At 36.3% G+C, this 15,796-nt stretch carries 9 protein-coding genes; 4 read left to right on the top strand and 5 right to left on the bottom strand.

Features of this window, described 5'->3' with window-relative positions; translation table 11 throughout:
- The first annotated feature begins 107 nt into the window (after positions 1 to 107).
- Positions 108 to 3,236: a hypothetical protein gene (locus ACMAWV_RS09440; RefSeq protein WP_412469485.1), complete on the top strand. Its 3,129-nt coding sequence runs from the start codon at positions 108 to 110 to the stop codon at positions 3,234 to 3,236.
- A complete protein-coding gene (locus ACMAWV_RS09435) occupies positions 3,233 to 6,070 on the top strand; it encodes a S8 family serine peptidase (protein WP_412469486.1) in 2,838 nt (945 codons plus the stop codon). The genes ACMAWV_RS09440 and ACMAWV_RS09435 overlap by 4 nt, the downstream gene beginning before the upstream one ends.
- Here the strand turns inward: ACMAWV_RS09435 and ACMAWV_RS09430 are convergent.
- Positions 6,063 to 6,869 carry a TIGR02147 family protein gene (locus tag ACMAWV_RS09430; RefSeq protein WP_103217115.1) on the bottom strand — a complete coding sequence of 269 codons (807 nt, stop codon included), beginning with the start codon at positions 6,867 to 6,869 and terminating at the stop codon, positions 6,063 to 6,065. The genes ACMAWV_RS09435 and ACMAWV_RS09430 overlap by 8 nt on opposite strands.
- Before the next feature lie 119 nt (positions 6,870 to 6,988).
- Here ACMAWV_RS09430 and ACMAWV_RS09425 point away from each other — a divergent pair, with 119 nt between their 5' ends.
- Positions 6,989 to 7,450 (top strand): hypothetical protein, encoded by a 462-nt coding sequence (locus ACMAWV_RS09425; RefSeq protein WP_103217116.1) that lies wholly within the window; start codon positions 6,989 to 6,991, stop codon positions 7,448 to 7,450.
- A gap of 9 nt (positions 7,451 to 7,459) precedes the next feature.
- Here the strand turns inward: ACMAWV_RS09425 and ACMAWV_RS09420 are convergent, their stop codons facing one another.
- On the bottom strand, positions 7,460 to 8,305 hold the full coding sequence (locus ACMAWV_RS09420) for a hypothetical protein (protein ID WP_103217117.1): 846 nt from the start codon (positions 8,303 to 8,305) through the stop codon (positions 7,460 to 7,462).
- Between the two features lie 53 nt (positions 8,306 to 8,358).
- Here ACMAWV_RS09420 and ACMAWV_RS09415 point away from each other — a divergent pair, with 53 nt between their 5' ends.
- A complete protein-coding gene (locus ACMAWV_RS09415; RefSeq protein WP_103217118.1) occupies positions 8,359 to 9,657 on the top strand; it encodes an inosine/guanosine kinase in 1,299 nt (432 codons plus the stop codon).
- An 8-nt stretch (positions 9,658 to 9,665) separates the two neighbouring features.
- Here the strand turns inward: ACMAWV_RS09415 and pyrF are convergent, their stop codons facing one another.
- Genes pyrF through ACMAWV_RS09400 form a run of 3 tightly spaced genes read right to left on the bottom strand, consistent with a single transcriptional unit; the run spans position 9,666 to position 15,748 of the window.
- A complete protein-coding gene (pyrF, locus tag ACMAWV_RS09410) occupies positions 9,666 to 10,340 on the bottom strand; it encodes an orotidine-5'-phosphate decarboxylase (RefSeq protein WP_412469487.1) in 675 nt (224 codons plus the stop codon).
- Entirely contained in the window at positions 10,333 to 14,781 is a 4,449-nt protein-coding gene (gene carB / locus ACMAWV_RS09405; RefSeq protein WP_412469488.1) for a carbamoyl-phosphate synthase large subunit, read from the bottom strand. The genes pyrF and carB overlap by 8 nt, the downstream gene beginning before the upstream one ends.
- Positions 14,762 to 15,748 (bottom strand): aspartate carbamoyltransferase catalytic subunit, encoded by a 987-nt coding sequence (locus ACMAWV_RS09400; RefSeq protein ID WP_412469489.1) that lies wholly within the window; start codon positions 15,746 to 15,748, stop codon positions 14,762 to 14,764. Before ACMAWV_RS09400 ends, carB begins: the two co-directional genes overlap by 20 nt.
- Positions 15,749 to 15,796 lie beyond the last annotated feature (48 nt).

Below are 15,796 nucleotides of genomic sequence, written 5' to 3'. Positions count from 1 at the left end.
GGCCTGAATAGGCCCTTTTATTTTGAACTTGTACATCGCTTAAACAGCACTTGTAGATCTTTCAAAAGATCGGTCTCATGCGCCAAATATTGTTATTTTATAACGTAATGAAAATATTAAATTTAAGTATATTGATTTTACTGATCTCGATCTTAACGGCCAAAGTTTACGCCGCCGATGGACTTGTTGCCATTAATGGTGAATCACTTCCAGCAGGTGATCTTTATAGTATAGAATATGGGCCAATTGATTCAGAACAAGCATATGAGCTTCAGGCCGAAGGAGTTGATCTTTCAACTCTGTCTCCCGTTTTATCTAATCTTTGGAATGGCGCCAATAATTTCTCCGATTACAAAGATGATCTCAACTTACCAATTAACGACTTTGAAACTTTGAATTTTTCTGGTGTGATTAGCTCTCCTGCGGGAGTTTTGAGGTTTAATGCACAAAATGGAGAAGGAAATTTTCAGGTACATTTATCTAAAACACTTCATACGATTCTTCTTAGAAAGAATATGCTTAGAAGATTAGGTTATGTTGTCCCAGCTTCTAAGTATCTTAAAAATATCAGAATTAACTTCAAAGATGAAAAGCAAAAAGATTACTTCAAAGATGTTGAGCTAGTAATTAAGTTGGGTGCTTCTTATAAAAACTGGCTAGTTGAAGAGGGAAGTGATTTTCTTGTTTTAAAAGATATCTTTGTAAGGCAGCCTAAAGAAGACGATTTCTATGATGTTGCTCTTACATCAATTAATGACACAAAAGACTTAAGAACACTAAGAAGTCTTATCGTGGTTTATTCACTTCTAAATCTTGAAGAATCGATTAATAAGTATTCTTTTAATTTTCTAAAAATAAAAAATGATCACTTACTTTTTGAGTATCCTAGTTCAACTGATTTCAGTGCTACTTATGATGATGTAAAATGGATTTCGCGATTAATCGGTGATCTTAATCGCCACGAGATTACCCAAGTCGTAAAGCAGTCACACTATCCGGCCGTCGTTGAAAAACTATTAATTGAAAAGATTATTGGCCGTCGTAATAACCTTATATCAACACTTAAATTAAATGCACCACTTATTGAATATAGTAAGGATATTAAAGACCCTCTTGTTAAAGATGGATTTCTAATTCCACATGAATTTGAAGGTTACGCTGGCCAGTTTAGCTTCGGTGCTAGTAAGTCGCCAATGGATGATATTCCGGCCTTTCTCTTTTCTGAAGCGCAAAGTAGTACATTCAAATGGATTACGGGCAAAATTAGTGAAGGACTTAGCGCATTTGATCTATCAAAGGCCAAGGTTAAGTGGTTACAAGAAGATTTCCTTGCAAATAAAGACTACGCTATTGATTATTTTGCGGAACATGGAGAGTTTCCACCTCTACCTTTCTCATCTTGGAAGTCTCCAGTTGTTAGAGGAAATATTATATTTGGCCGAGACATCGTTGTTGGTCAAAGCCTTGGTACGGACAACTTTGTTCAGCTTGCTGACACAATTGGCTTCACAACAAACCTTGGCCTATTTATTGGCCTAGAAAGATTTATTTCTCAAACAACAGGTGGGTCAGTTTTTCCAAATATTGGGATCAATACAAGTTACACGCATGTAAGGCCAGTTCAAGACCTAAGAGTGGCCGTAAAGACTCCATATAAGAATATGCTAGTTGATAAGACACTTCGTAATATTGAAGAAAAGCTTAAGCAGTCAATCAATATCTCAGACCTTGATAATGAAACGAGAAGAGAGGATCTTCACGCAATTTATAATGAAATTTCTCAGCAATTTGGTGTTGGTGAGTCCATTATTATTTCGACTTCAGTTGTACCTGATGTAACTCTTTCTCTAAATGCTCCTTTATTTGGCGTTGCAAACGGTTATGGTTCAATCAGTACAAAATATAAGGAACTTTCGAGAATTCATATTACAAGAAAGTCAAAGTACAAGTTTCAAGTCTACTATGATGAGGCCAATGTTAGTGAGGTTAGGGCACGTGGTGGCCTTTCATATTTAATTCCAATTATTATGAGTGAAGCGGCCGCAATTAAGTCAAAGCTTGATTTAAAGTTTTATGAAATCAATATGGACCCTGAACAAGAAGATTTAGAATTTTCTAAAAATGCGGTTAAGTTCCTTTCTATTCTAAGAGATCGTTCTAATGAAGCAATGGGGCCAGAAGATATTCAAGTGTATAATCATTCAAAGGATTCTACTTTTAACCTAAATCTACTTTTCTTTGTTTCACGTACTTTAAAGTCTATTACAGAGCTTTTTGTGAAAATTAAGGATCAAGTCAATATTAAGTTAATATCATCGACTTATGGTGAAATGGATGGGATCGCTGCTGGAAAATTCTTAAAGAATATTGCCTCTTATCATCTAAAGAAATTTATTAATAATTTAGAAGTAAGCTTTGATAAGAGCTATATCCCTATGATTGAAGAGGCCAAGCACTACTATCAGAACCCAGGTAAAGAGCTTTTTGGGGCCGCAACGACTTATGAAACTAAGTTTGAATCTAAACTAAGTGATATAAATGCCAAGGCAAGCTTTGATAACATGAATGAGCTTTATCTTCACTATCGTAAAACTCATGAGAAAGCGATCATGAAGGAGAAGACAATTAAGAAGTATCTTAAAAAAGAGAATGAAGCTTTCAATCTTGATTTCTATACGCCTTCTGATGCGAATGATGCTGGTGATATGCACTTTGTTCGTCTTGAGAGTAAAATTCACTTCTTTGATAAGTCAGTTAAAAAAATTCTCTCAATTACTTCAAGAGATTTAGATAAGATTTCTCAAAAAATGAAAGTCAGAAATTGTTTTAGAGGTGGAAATCGAGACAATGATAACTCCGGGCGAACGATATCTGAAAAGCTACGTTGTGGCGACCTTGATCCAATTAAGAGTAAGCTCTATTGGTGTAATAAGTATTTAAATAAGGCAAAGACTGAAAAAGGCCTTAAGTGTCTAGCTCATGTTGGTCACTACTTTGCTAAATACGTTGATGCAAGAACTTTACTCGAATTTTTCGGTGAAGATAATATGTATATTGAATCTCAACTTTCTGGCTACCGTGTTGGAAGTGAGCTAATGACTAAGCCTATTGTTGGAAATTCGTATGGGAAGATTAATTCTCGAAATTTTGGTGGGCCAATTAATAAATTAGTTACTGTCCTTGGAATGATTAAGGCCGAAGTTTTAGGCCTTTGGTATAGGGAGACACTAAAATGATAATAAGAAATATAATGCTCCTTTTTATCATGTTATATGCTCTATCTAGTCAGAAGGCTTTTGCAGTAGATTTTTCTGGGAGACAGTGGAATATCAAAAATACTGGTCAGTCTTATATTAGGAAAATTTCTGAGCTTGGATTTGAAAATATAGAGGGTATAAAAGGTGTTGATGTAAATTACTTTACAGAGAAGCAATTAGCTTCATTTGGTTCTAAGAAAATTATCGTAGCGGTTATAGATACTGGTGTAGACGTTGATCATCCTGAGCTAAAAGACAATATTTGGAATTATCCAGGCTGTATCGGTAAGAGTGATGAAGAGAAAAAGGCACTACCATGTCGTGGCTATAATGTTCTTGATGGAAATGGAAATGTTTCAGATGATATTGGACATGGTACTTTTGTGGCCGGGCTATTGGCCGCTAAAAAAGATGGGATCGGCGTTGACGGACTCCTTCCTGAAAATATTGAAATTATGCCAATTAAAGCGATTACTAACTTTAGAGGCTTTACGCATGAGGGAAGTGTTGTTTCTAGCTATATTGCAAAGGCCATTGCCTTTGCCGTTAATAATGGTGCACAAGTTCTCAATCTATCACTTGGTATTCCTAAAGTCATTGAAACTCCACAGATAGTAAGTGCCATTGAATATGCACTTAAGAAAAACGTTATAATTGTAGCTTCAGCAGGAAATAATAATAAGAGAAGAAATATATTTCCATGTAATTATAATGGTGTTGTTTGTGTTGGAGGTTATGATATTCAGGGACAAAAAGTATCCTCGTCAAATTATGGACAAACTGTAGATATATTTGCTCCTGGAGAGAAGCTTGTTGGGACGATTCCATCTAGTATGGAGTCGACTGTACTACGTGTCGGAAATTATGATATTAAAACTGGTACATCATTTTCTATTGCTCATGTCACGGCCCTCGCTGCAGCAGCAAAGCTTAAAGAAGTTAAGACTAATAGTTATGAGTTTCTTGCAAGGCTTAAAGCAACTTCAAGAACTCTAGAGACATCAGAATTGAATTCTCCTGATTATCAACGTTTTCATAATTCATTTAATGAGATTTCTAATACTTTTCTTTCTCCTTTATTTCTAACAAAGAATATCGATAGTATTTCAGTTTCATTTGATAAGTATAAAAAGCCTTTCGCTAAAATGAGTTTTGATATTCATTCAAATCAAATTTTAGAAAATGTGGAAATTTGTTTGTCCTCAATTGTCTTTGATCCCACAAGAAGTTGTAAAAAGAATAACTTAAATAAAGGCCTTAATCGAATAGAGTTAAGTTCTTATTTAAGTGGCCTAGATATTGAGAGCTGGCAAAATCTTCATTTGGAGCTCATTCATGATGGAGTATCTCTTTCTTCAAAATCTTTTGAAGCTCAATTCTTCATTCCACTACCTATTGTTGAAAGTAAGAAGATTTCTAAAATTGCAGCAGGTGCTCTTTTAAGAATCGCTCCAAATATTAAGAGTTCCCAACTTCAAAAAGTTATCGAGTTCAATGCTAGCAAGAGTGAACAGGACTATTTTGTTTTAAATAGTCGCTCATTAAAAAGCATATTCTACCTATCTGAAGAGAATAAATCATTTGAGCCTTTTCAAATCAATTTCTCGCAAGACATAAAAGTTATTAGTGTCATGAAAGTCGATATGAATGTTGATGGTAAATTAGATATTCTAGTTTATGGAACTTCTGCTAATAATAGAGAGTATATTCTTGAGTCATTTGACTCAAGAGGTAGGCCGTTATTTGGCAAATATTCAAGCTGGAGCTTAAACGCGACTCAATTTGGTGGGCTTGATTTTAATCGTGGTAGGCCATATTTCAATTTTATCAAGGCCCAAACTAAAGAGTTGGGAACAGTCTTGGTTCCGCTTGTAAGTAAGGTATTTGAATTACCACAAATTGATAATAATGCAGATCCAATTGATTTTATGAATAATATCCAAAAGAAAAGGCCATATTATCTTCTACCTTCTCTTGAAGAGGAAAAATTGAAGTTGCAGATTCGAACTCTAGAATCATATAAATTTGATTCTAAATTAAGAAAGATGCTTGATCTTCCATTCTTCAAAAAACTACAATTCGTATCTTATCTTGAACAAGATAAATCCTCTCAAAATAGTGGGCGAGTTAGGCTTGTTTACGCCGTTGGAGAAGTTACATTTAATGAATATTATGAAATCGTATTTGATGATATCGACTCTTTTACAATTGATAAAAAGGGAAGATCTCTCCAGATTCATCAATCTAATATTGCAACAATAAGATCGACGGCAAATGGTGATTTTATTGATGAGTATCTTATTACACGCCAGCAGGAGTTGAATAAACTCTCATTTAAGCTCTCTGATGGAGGAAGAACTCTTCGTTTCCAAAGTGACTGGAATGATCCTTTAGCTTCAATTCTGGCCGTCTATAAAGAAGATGAAGCCTACTCTGTTTACATTGAAGGTCGTTATCATATTCATTTAGTTGTTACTGATGGTAAAAAAATTATTAGAACTTCGAAAACGGCCATTAACCGTGAATCAAGTTTTCCGGGTGGGAATTTTTCTCAGCTCTTTCAAATGGGCCAAATCAGTCCGACTCAAGGTGCTATCTATACTGATATGCAAAGACTTTTCGGTGATAATATTCGTTTGATTACAAGTGAAGATCAGAGTTTAAGTAGGATGCTAAAATATAATTATGCAGTACCTTCTCAATGTGCACTGATAGGGCATACACAAGTTGAAAAATATATGCAAATAAGGCTTCATTGCCTTGGCCCTGGTAATTTGTCATCTGTACTCATTTCAAATGGTGCAATTAATTAGTGAAAGGAAAGAAGAGTGTCGATAATGTAAAGATTTGATGCTCTTCACTGTTGCCATTTTCGCAGTCAAACTCTTCTGTAAATTCATCGATAAACTGCATGATCTTTTTCTTAGCATTTGAAAGCTCAGACTTTTTCACATTGATTAGAAAGTGTTCTAAGACCCTTTGTTCCTTTGGAAGGTAATAGCTGTCACTTGATAGTTCACAAATCTCTTTATGAAGAGGTAAGAACTGTGACATATCAAGTTTGTATTGTGGGGTATAATCTTTGTTCAGATAAATTTTAGAATTTTCTATATTGATGATTTTTGCACTCTTCATTTGTTTGATGATTTGTGCGTAATCTTCATGACCTTTATAGATTAATTTTTTAGAATTAAGATCTTTAATCGTATTAAAATCACTCCATTTAAGCATTTCTCTTAAAAGGGCCATTTCCCATTTAAATTCAACCTGTCGATCAGATCTTGTTACATCAGAAGTACGTTTTTCTACTATGGCCTTAAAGGTTTCTTCATCTCCTTTAGAATTCTTTTTAGCATCAACTAAGGTTTGAAAGAATTCGGCCTCTTTCTTATTGAGTTCAAGATTCTTAATGAGCATGGCCGTAATTTGTGGCCCTGGATGCCTTTGGCCTTTTATAATCATGGTTAGGCCTGAGACACTTGATATTCCAAGCTCCTTGGCCCAACGGCCAAATGTATACTTTTTATCGACTGCTTTACGACTTAGATAGATATCTTCTAAGTATTGACGATAATCAATATAGCTAAATAGGTCTATACCCCTAATTTCCATGGTTTACGTATCGACATCTCTTAGAAAACATTTAGTAAGTACCTAAATATATTACACACATACTTGATGAAAATGCTTGAATATAGGATAAATATCCCCATCATACATAAGGGACTGAAATGCTAAAATCAATTTTACTATCTATTCTTATCTCATTTAATACTTTCGCACTTATTTCAAGTGAGAACCCTTTCACGTACAAAGGAAATCAAATTGATATTGATTTTAAAACTGGATGGGGTGCTAAGACTGGTTGGGGTGCTGATGAAATTGAAGATATTGTAATCGATGTAATCAAAAGAGATTACAAGAAAGTATGTTTAGATGGACAGAAGTCAGCTTTATCGATTGCTGAAGATGAGCTGAAATTTAATATTTACTCTCTTAATAACTTCGATCAAGAAAGTCCTAGTGATAGTACAATTTATCTTTCTGTTTTTGTTTCAATGAAAAGTCGTTATATGTTCTCAGGTGTATTTGACAATTATCTTGTTAAAGTAGATTACGATGAGAATCTTGATCAGATTTTTATTAGTTATAGAAATGAAAACGGCGAAAATAATTCAATTAAATGCTTCTAGCTCTTTGAGCTAGAGGCGAAAGCTTATTCCAGCACCGATTGTCACACCACCTACAGATGAAACAGTCTCTGTGACAAGAGTATCCATTGAACTAGTATATAAAGTCGATATCCCGGCCTGTCCGTAGAAGCCAATTCTTGAGTACGGAGCAATCCTTATACGGCCACCAATATTATAACCATAGGCCATACCTGTTGCTTTTTCACCGAAGTTCTCTTGTTCAAAATCACCGGTTAAGATTGCACCAAAGTAGCCTTCTGCTACAAAGCTATTTCGATTAATGAAGCGATATTGGTACTGTAGTTCTCCGAGAATGCTGTTGATTGAGCTATAAGTTGCGGAGGCAAAAAGATAGCCAAGAGAAATTTTAAAGCCATGGCGATGTTTTGGGTCTCTGTATTCAATCGCAAGATTTATACGATTAAAAGCAGGTGAAGTCTCGTTGGCATATTGTGCTTGAAAGCTATCCCAGTCAGTTCCAACTTCAAGTCTAGAATAGTCTAGCGAGAAGAAGCTATTTTCTCTTAATCTTTGAGCATCATTAGTGAAAATCGTTTTTACATCGTGGTCTGTTAATTCTGGAACGTGCTCGAGTTTAGTGCCATCTATTGAGTAACTAATATCATTAGTTCTCACATATGCAATCTTTCCTGATACAACTAGTGGTACAATCGTGCCTTGTTTTAAGTCATTGTCACCAACTTTGATTTTACGGCCACTTCGAATGTAGCCAATTGGTGCCGATAAATTTACATCAGCATAAACAATTGTTTGGCGTGATTTTGTCACAGCAAAACGATAGGCGAGAGAACTTAATTGAGTAAGAGAAAAAATTAACACTAAAAGTTTTTTCATATATCTATTATAATCAAAATAGAATTTTTGACTACATTAGTTTAGGATTATTTATGAGATTTCCAGGTAAGAGAAGATCAAAGCATTATTTCCCAGTAAGTGCTAAAGGTCGACTTTCTTTTGAAACAGATTTTAACCGCAAAGAAAATGTTTATATTGTTGGTATCGATCAACTGCTTGTTGATATCGAAGTCGACGCTTCATTTGAGCTTCTAGAAGAATTTAAGCTTAAGGCCGGAGAGTCTTATGTTCTATCAGATAAGGACGTGGAAGACTTGTATCAGCGCTCTTACGAAGAGGGAAGAATACTTGGCCAGTATGCTGGTGGAGCCGTTGGTAATACATTACATAATTACTCGGTATTGTCGGACGACCAATCTTTTGCTCTTGGAACAATTTGTGAAACGATTAAAGTAGGTGACTACGCCTTTAAATATATTTGTAGCACTTCTTCAAAAGTAGACTTTAGCTATCTTCAGCCATGTGCTGGTAAGATGGCGAGGGCAATGTGTCTTATTACTCCAGATAAGGAGCGAACTTTTGCAATTGGTAAGGGGATTATGAATCAACTTACTGAAGAGTTTATTCCTGATGATCTTATTAAAAATTCTAGTGCATTACTTGTGACGGCCTTCTTATTAAGAGATCGCAATGCGCCTCTATTCAAGGCCACTCTTAAGGCCGTAAATATTGCTAAGGAAAATAATGTACCTGTCGTTTTTGCTCTTGGAACAAGCTCTCTTATTGAAAGTGATACACACTTTTTCAAAGAATTCATTAGAGAGAATGTAAATGTTCTAGCGATGAACCGTGATGAGGCCCAGGCCCTTCTTGATATTGATGATCCACTTCTAATAGGAGAATCTATTTTAGATTATACTGATCTTGCTCTAATCACAGATGGGGAAAGAGGGCTTTATATTGCCTCTTGGGCCTGTCAGACAAGGGCCCGTGAAACAAAAGATAAGCTACATTCTAAGTCGATTGAAAATTATAACCAATTCGAATATTCACGTTCTCAGTTAAAAGTTGATTGCCAAGAGCCTATGAAAATTTACTCTCATATTAATCCTTTTATGGGAGGGCCTGAGAATATTGAAAATACTAATGGTGCAGGGGATGCTGCTTTATCGGCCATTCTTCACGATATTGCTGCCAATGTTTATCACCAAAAGCTGCTTCCTCATTCAATTAAGCATGACGGGAAATACCTAACTTATTCTTCGATTCACCAACTTTGTAAGTATGCTAACCGAACAAGTTATGAAGTTTTGAAACAGAAGTCTCCTAGACTTTCTCATAACCTACCTGTTAAGGAACAAAGTCTAGAAGAGAGCTACTGGGATATGTAAGAAAATTTTCAAGGAAAGAGGTTTTCTCGTAAAACCTCTGGATTCTTTGTAATCGGTCTGCCAACCACAAGATAGTTAGCACCCGCCTTTATGGCCGCCTCTGGTGTCATGACTCTAACCTGATCGTCATGGTCTCCATCAAGTCTAATTCCCGGACATACTTTAGAAAAGTTGAGATTACTTTCATTTTCAAAGAAATTAACAATCTCAAGATCAAGACCTGAGCATACAATCCCTCTAACACTTGAGGCCTTAACTTCCTGGAGTAAGTTTATAAGCGCATCTTTGTGACATCTTCCCCAGATATTTTGAATATCATCTTGATCGTGAGAGGTTAGGATTGTTACCGCCAAAATCTCACAACCTGGAATTACTTTTGAAATACTTTCTTGAGCAAGACTTAGCATCGCGGCGCCTCCCGTTGCATGAACAGTGAGAAAGCGAATATCTAATCCCTCAAGAGCATTGCATGCTTTAGCAACAGTTGTTGGAATGTCATGTAGCTTTAGATCAAGAAATATTTGTACTTTAAATTTTTCCTTTATTTCCTTAACTAGCTCTCGTCCGTAGCGGAGAAATAACTCTAGGCCAATTTTTACATTTTTTATTTGTGGATACTTAGACAAGAGATCTAAGACCTCTTGTCTATTCATTCCATCAAGGGCAACAAAGGTTTTATTCATTCGTCATCTCCTGAAGGCTAACCGGTGTTGCCTGAGCTTTGTTGGCCGAAATAATGGCCTTACAGACAGCATTGATATTTTCAATTCTCGTAAAACAAGGGATTGCATATTGAATGGCCGTGTTTCTAATGAATTCACCATCTGATTTTGAGCGTCCTTGATTTAGAGGCGTATTTAAAACCATCGCAAGATCTTCATTCTTAATGGCCTCTAGCATTCCAATATTACTCCCATCATCTGAAAGTTTATCTACTAGTGTTGCCTTGATTCCACATTCATCACTTAAGAATGAGTAAGTTCCCTTTGTGGCAAAGAATTTAAAACCTAGAGAATTTAGCTCTTTTATATTTTGAATCAATTGCTCATCATCTTTTCTCGCAAGAGATAGGAGAACAGACTTCTTAGTTAGAAGATCTGGGTAATTTCCAAGATAAGACTTAATCATGGCGATATCCCCATTCTTATCAATCCCTAAAGTTTCACCAGTTGATCTCATTTTTGGACCAAGAATAATTGAGTCTTGTACGAAACGGTCAAATGGAAAAGTCGATTGTTTAATAATCTTATAATCACTTTTGAAATTGTGATGGTTTTTAATCTCTTTGCCTAGAAGTGCTCTTGTTGCGATGGCCGCAAGGTTTACATCATAGGCCTTTGATAGAAATGGGATTGTTCTTGAACCTCTTGGGTTGGCCTCGATACAGTAGATCTCGTCATTTTTAAGGGCAAATTGGAAATTAATTGGTCCCGTTATCTCCATTGTATTGGCCATATCAGTGGCAAGTTTTCTCATTTTATCCACTATTTCATCTCTGGCCTTTACAGGAGGAGAGATCATTCCTGAATCCCCTGAGTGAACACCTGCATATTCAATATGCTCACAAATAGTAAAAACAGTATTTCCATTTTTGTCTCGAATAAGATCGACATCATACTCAAGAGCATTCGAAATATAATTTTCAACTTGGAAAGTGATAGTGTTTTCGTGAAGGGATTTTAGAATTTCTTCTGGAAGGTTTTCAATGTCCTGTGGCCCTTCAAAGATAAACATACTTTCACCACCAATTACATAACTAGGCCTTATAATAACTGGATAACCGATTTCTGTAATTGTACTGATAAGGTTTTTATAACCTCTAACTTCTCTTGATGTTGTATGTGCAAGATCGATCTCTTTGGTTAGAAGATCAAAGCGCTTACGGTCCTCAACTGTATCGAGAAGTTCAAGACTTGGGCCTAGAAAATTAAATTCTTGGTGTTTTGTTCTAAAAGGTGCCTCAAGATGAGCACGTATGTTTATTCCTGTCTGCCCACTAAATGATGTAATAACATGAGTAGGGTTTTCAAAAGTTAGAATCTCATAAAGATCTTCTGAAAATAGTGGACTCAGGTAGAGTCTGTCTGAGCTATCATAATCAGTTGAAACTGTTTCAGGATTAGAGTTAAGAAGAATTGATTTAATACCTTGCTCTTTAAGCTCTTTAGCACTTTTTACACATGAGTAATCAAACTCAATACCTTGTCCGATTCGGTTTGGCCCTGAGCCAAAGATTGCACAACTCTCTTCGCTAATTCTTTGAACATCATTAAATTGTGTATAAGTCGAGTAGAAGTATGGTGTTAGGGCATTAAATTCCCCCGAACATGTATCAACGGCCTTAAAGACTGGCCTTATTCCAGCTTCAATTCTTTTGTCGAGAATTTGCTCCTGGCTTTTTCCAGAAAGAAGGGCCAGGTACTTATCTGAGAAACCGAATTTCTTTAATTCATAGAGTTCGTCTTGGTTGTTGATTATTTGTGAATCTTCTTTTAACTGCAATTCCTTATCTAAGAAGCAAACCATTTGATCGATAAACCAAGGAGTAATCGCACTTACTTCATGAATCTTTTGTGGCGATATCCCAAATCTTAGTGCTTCTAAAACAGTAAGTAGTGATAATTCTCTTTGACTCTTTAATCGCTCTAGTAAGTAATCTTGTGTTATCGGATATGGTGTCGTCTTAAGCTGCTCAAGACTTGGAATCTCAAGTCCTTGCTCTGTTGCTCTTAAAGCTTTCATAAAAGCTTCATTGAAACTTCCTCCAAGAGCTAAAACTTCTCCAACTGATCTCATTTGGGGACCGAGGATTTGAGAGCTTGAAGGGAACTTATTAAATGGGAAGATTGGAATCTTAATCGCCACATAGTCTAGCGTAGGCTCGAATGCAACAGGTGAGATACGTGTAATATCGTTTAGAATTTCAAATAGTGTTAAACCTACAGCAAGTCCGGCCGAAATTTTTGCAATTGGATATCCTGTTGCCTTTGAGGCAAGTGCCGATGAGCGTGAAACGCGAGGATTCATTTCGATAACAACGATATCATTTTCATCTTTTGGATTAACTGCAAATTGTACGTTGGCGCCACCTGCAACAACATTCATATGCTTGGCAATGTTTAGCGACATTGTTCTTAATTGCTGATAGCAGTGATCTGAAATCGTTTGTGCGGGTGCAACAGTAATTGAGTCTCCTGTGTGAATTCCACAAGGGTCGATATTCTCAATTGAGCAAATGACAACACCACAGCGGTTCTTATCAACCATAACTTCAAGCTCAAGCTCTTTCCAGCCCAGTAATGACTTCTCCATAGTGATTGGGAATTTAATATCACTTGAAGAAAGAGTTTGTGCCAGTTCTTCTAAATTGTGAACAAGAGCCGCTCCTTTACCTCCAAGGGCAAAGTCTCTTCTTATAATCAGTGGAAACTTCACTTGGTCATCAGCTAACTCTAGTGCGTGATCAAAACTTTTTGCACTAAATCTCTTTCCAGATTTGTAGCCAAGCTTATCCAGCTCTTTTGCAAAGAGCTCACGATCTTCAGTTTTTTCAATAGTATCAATATTGGCCCCTAAGAGCGCAACTGCGTGATCTTTTAGGAAGTTTTCCTTCTCTAGATCAATACACATATTTAGTGCTGTTTGGCCTCCCATTGTGGAAAGAACAGCGTCAACCTTTTCTTTTAGTATGATTTTTTTAATCGTCTCTTTGGTAATTGGCTCGATATAAGTACGATGACTCATATCCTTATCTGTCATGATTGTTGCAGGGTTTGAATTAAGAAGTACTACTTCAAAACCTAGCTCTCTTAATGACTTAAGGGCCTGTGTCCCACTGTAGTCAAACTCTGAAGCTTGTCCAATTTTAATAGGGCCTGAACCAATTAATAGGATCTTCTTATATGGTGAGTTGAGTTCTCCTTCGTGATACTCAGGAATATCTGTGATTTCTTCAGGAGTAATTTCCTGTGCTCCATTTTGGAGATACTCCTTGATCTCACTAAAGAATATGGACGCATCTTTTGGGCCAGGGTTTGATTCTGGGTGAAATTGTACACTTCTAACTCTTGAGTCATAACTTCTGAGTCCTTCAAGAGAGCGATCAAATAGTGAAGTGTACTCACAAAATAACTTAAGCCCAAATTGATTTTCCAATCTCTTGCTCTCAAAAGATTCTTTTTCAATTGCATAACCATGATTTTGACTTGTGATAAGAAGTTCTTGGTTATAATGAGAATAGACAGGGTGATTAGCGCCTCTTTGTCCGAAAGGAAGCTTGATTGTTTCCATCTCACATGCCAGACCTATTAGTTGGTGGCCTAGGCAAATTCCACGAATTGGAATATCTGTTTTAAGTAAATCTCTTACAGTATTGATTTCTTCTTTATAAAGCTTAGGGTCTCCTGGGCCATTAGATAAGAAGACCATCCTTGGTCTATATTCCTCAACTTCATGTGCTGGCGTATTATGTGGTACAACCACAAGAGGGTAACCTAAATCTTTTATATAATTTACGATGGCCTTTTTAATTCCGTAGTCGATAACGACAATTGGATTATCTCCATCTCTAATAACTTTCTTCACTTTAGATGAAACTTTTGAAAGCTCATTGCACTCTAGGTTGTAATCTGAAAAATTTGGCGCTTGCTCTGTTGTCGTTATTAGGCAGCGATGATCTTTTGATTTACATGAAAGATATTTTGTTAGCGCCCTTGTATCGACATCACTTATAAGTGGTAAGTCACAATTTTCTAAAAATTTATTATAAGAGAAGTTTCTTGCAATTAGGCTTGTGGCATAAGGTTTTGTGGAGTTTAGGCCTTGAGAGACTTCTTCATTGAATTCATAATTTCCTACGTGAGCAGTTGTATAAATAATATGTTGACCTAGAAAAGATGGATCAGTTGCTGTTTCTTGATACCCACTCATTCCTGTTGTAAATGCGGCCTCTCCAAAGATGCCATCTTTTAGACGAGTGTCATTTTTGTCGAGATTAATATAGGCTTTAAAAATTGTTTGGTCAGGAAAATGAAGGAAAATAGGAGTCGTTTTAAGAGATTTTTGAAAGAGTAATTCTTGGGATTGAGATAGGAGTGCGTGCCTATCAAACTTTGCTTTCGTCATTTTCCGTTAGTCCTTTTAGTGCTGAGATATGATTATAACGAGCACCAATTTTAGTGTCGCCATTAGTTATCATGGCCTCAATAATTGCCATTCGAATATAGATAGAGTTTTCAACTTGCTTATGGGCCATCCAGAGGTCTGAGTTAACGATTTCACTGTCAACTTCAATTCCGATATTTGCAGGGCCTGGGTGAAAAATTGGTGCGGTCTTTCCAATACTTAAAAGACGCTCCACATTGATTCCCCATTGAAGGTTATATGTCGACATATCAAAGCTCTTCTCATGTCGCTCATTTTGAATTCTAAGAAGATAAATCGCATCACTATTCTTAAGCGTTTCATCAAGATCATCACTTATTTTAATTAGTTTATTATCTGGCAGTTGGGCAGGCATAAACTCTTTTGGTCCACACAGTGTGATCTCGATGCCAAATAGTGGAAGTAAATCCATAAGTGAATGAGTTACTCTTGAATGAGTGCAGTCTCCAACAATACAAACTTTCTTACCAGCAAGCTCGCCTTTGAAATATTCTTTTAGCGTGAATAAGTCGAGAAGGGCCTGGGTTGGGTGCTGATTTGTTCCATCTCCACCATTAATTATCTTAATTGGCGGGTAATCCTTAAATTGCTCCAGTAGCTTTGTCTCTGTTGTACGAACAATACAAATATCAATACCTTGATAGAAGAGAGTTAATAGAGTTTGTTCGAGAGATTCGCCTTTTTTGAGAGAAGATTTCTCAGCATCGAAATTAATATGAATACCTTCAAGTTTCTTGATGGCCATTTCAAATGATAATTTTGTTCGTGTTGAATTCTCAAGAAAAGATGTTGCGACTGAAATTTTTCTTTTAAGGGGAAGTCTTGCCGGGGAACCTAATTTAAGTTCCTGGGCGCGGTGGAGGAGTTGCTCAACTTGCTCGCGGTTTAAATCTTCTATTCCTTCCAGAATAGATGGAAATCCAATCATGACATTCCAGTAGTGTTGAGATACATTTATTGAAGAAAGAATAATAAA

This window comes from Halobacteriovorax sp. RT-1-1 (assembly GCF_047085455.1).
Taxonomy (GTDB): Bacteria; Bdellovibrionota; Bacteriovoracia; order Bacteriovoracales; family Bacteriovoracaceae; genus Halobacteriovorax_A.
Note: the sequence above shows the minus strand (reverse complement) of the source record. Positions and strands in the feature narration are given on the sequence as shown.

Bases quoted from the DNA above. Each gene is read 5' to 3' on its own strand.
- ACMAWV_RS09440 (WP_412469485.1), top strand. From the start codon at position 108: ATGAAAATATTAAATTTAAGTATATTGATTTTACTGATCTCGATCTTA.
- ACMAWV_RS09435 (WP_412469486.1), top strand. From the start codon at position 3,233: ATGATAATAAGAAATATAATGCTCCTTTTTATCATGTTATATGCTCTA.
- ACMAWV_RS09430 (WP_103217115.1), bottom strand. From the start codon at position 6,869: ATGGAAATTAGGGGTATAGACCTATTTAGCTATATTGATTATCGTCAA.
- ACMAWV_RS09425 (WP_103217116.1), top strand. From the start codon at position 6,989: ATGCTAAAATCAATTTTACTATCTATTCTTATCTCATTTAATACTTTC.
- ACMAWV_RS09420 (WP_103217117.1), bottom strand. From the start codon at position 8,305: ATGAAAAAACTTTTAGTGTTAATTTTTTCTCTTACTCAATTAAGTTCT.
- ACMAWV_RS09415 (WP_103217118.1), top strand. From the start codon at position 8,359: ATGAGATTTCCAGGTAAGAGAAGATCAAAGCATTATTTCCCAGTAAGT.
- pyrF (WP_412469487.1), bottom strand. From the start codon at position 10,340: ATGAATAAAACCTTTGTTGCCCTTGATGGAATGAATAGACAAGAGGTC.
- carB (WP_412469488.1), bottom strand. From the start codon at position 14,781: ATGACGAAAGCAAAGTTTGATAGGCACGCACTCCTATCTCAATCCCAA.
- ACMAWV_RS09400 (WP_412469489.1), bottom strand. From the start codon at position 15,748: ATGATTGGATTTCCATCTATTCTGGAAGGAATAGAAGATTTAAACCGC.